This is a genomic window from Micromonospora sp. NPDC050686, assembly GCF_040654475.1.
Classification (GTDB): domain Bacteria; phylum Actinomycetota; class Actinomycetes; order Mycobacteriales; family Micromonosporaceae; genus Micromonospora.
In genome coordinates, this window is record NZ_JBFAID010000140.1 from 1 (window position 1) to 1553 (window position 1553).

The window sequence follows — 1553 nt, forward strand, 5'->3', positions numbered from 1 at the left end:
CGGAACGTGTCAAGGGATTGAGGCCAACGGGAGTTAAGCGGCTTGTCGTTGCGGCTCGGGCTTGTTGATCCAGACCTGTTCGGGCAGGTCGAGGATCTTGGGCAGGGGCCGGGTGGTGCCGAACCGTTCCGGGTGCGCCGTGCGGGCTGCGGCGAGGGTGTCGGTGCGGTTGGCGCGGACGGTGTGGTGACGGTCGTGGTGGACGTCGGCGGGGGTGTGCAGGCCGATCCCGGAGTGCCGGTGGGCGTGGTTGTACCAGGTCACGAAGTTGTTCATGAAAGCTCGTGCGTCCGCGAGGGACGCGAACCGGTCCGGGAAGACCGGCGCGTACTTCAACGTCTTGAACCAGGCCTCGCTGTACGGGTTGTCGTTGGACACCTTCGGCCGGGAGTGCGAGCGGGTCACGTCGAGGTCTTCGAGCAGGTCAGCCACCGATTTCGACGTCATCGACGTGCCCCGGTCGGCGTGCACGACGTGCGGGACGCCATGGACACCGAACACCTCGCGCATCATCGACTCCGCGAGGGGCCCGGACTCGCGGGCGTGCACACGGACCCCGACGATGTACCGGGAGTAGATGTCGATCATCACGTAGGCGTCGTAGTAGACGCCCTTCGCCGGCCCGGCCAGCTTCGTTATGTCCCAGGTGTAGACCTGCCGCGGCGCGTGGGCGACCAGCTCGGGACGTCGGCGGGCCGGGTGCCGGGCCAGCCGGCGACGCTCGCGAACCTGCGCGTGCTCGCGCAGAACCCGATACATGGTGGCGATCGAACCGACGTACACGCCCTGGTCCAACAGCGCCGCGTAGATCTGGGCCGGGGCCGCATCGACGAACTCCGGACTGTTCAACAGCCGCAGGACCTGCTCACGTTCGGCCAGGGTGAACGCGTTCGCCGGCGCCCGCCGCACCAGCGCCGCCGGCGTCGGACGCCGCCGGTCACGCTCAGCGCTGGACCGGGCGATCCCGGTCAGCCGTCCCGCGTCCCGCGTCGTGCTCCCCGCGCCGGTCAGCGCATGATAGGCGGCCATCAACGCCTGCCGAGCCCGAACACGTCCGGACCGTCCGGCTCGCTCCTGGAGATGTCCTCCAAGAGCTCGCGCGCTTTTCCCATGATCGTCAACGCCGTCTCGGTCCGCGCCAGCTTCGCCTGCGCCAACTCCAACTCACGACGCAACCGGGCAATCTCGGCCTGCTCCGCCGACGGCCTCCCGACCGTCTCCCCAGCCGGCTTGCCCTGCAACAAACCCGCGTCCCGAGCCCGGCGCCACTCCGACATCAACGATGAGTACAAGCCCTCACGCCGCAGGAACGCACCGCCCTCACCAGCCGCGACGGCCTGCTCATACCCGGCCAGCAACTCCAACTTCTGCCCCGGCGTGAACGACCGACGCGCCCGCGGCCCGCCCGAACGCGGACCCTTCTTGCCACTCATGACCCCATCCTGGGCCGTCGCGACGTCAACAGCAGTATTCAACGCTTCTCGATCCTGAACTCGCCCTGTCCGGCGGACTTGCTATGAGCCGCTGGCCTCAACTCACCCTGACAGACAGGG

The 1553-nt window shown here is 68.4% G+C and carries 1 pseudogene; it reads right to left on the reverse strand.

The window, feature by feature from the left end:
- Positions 1–33 precede the first annotated feature (33 nt).
- Positions 34–1433, reverse strand: a pseudogene (locus AB0H57_RS32800) (IS3 family transposase).
- Between the last annotated feature and the right edge of the window lie 120 nt (positions 1434–1553).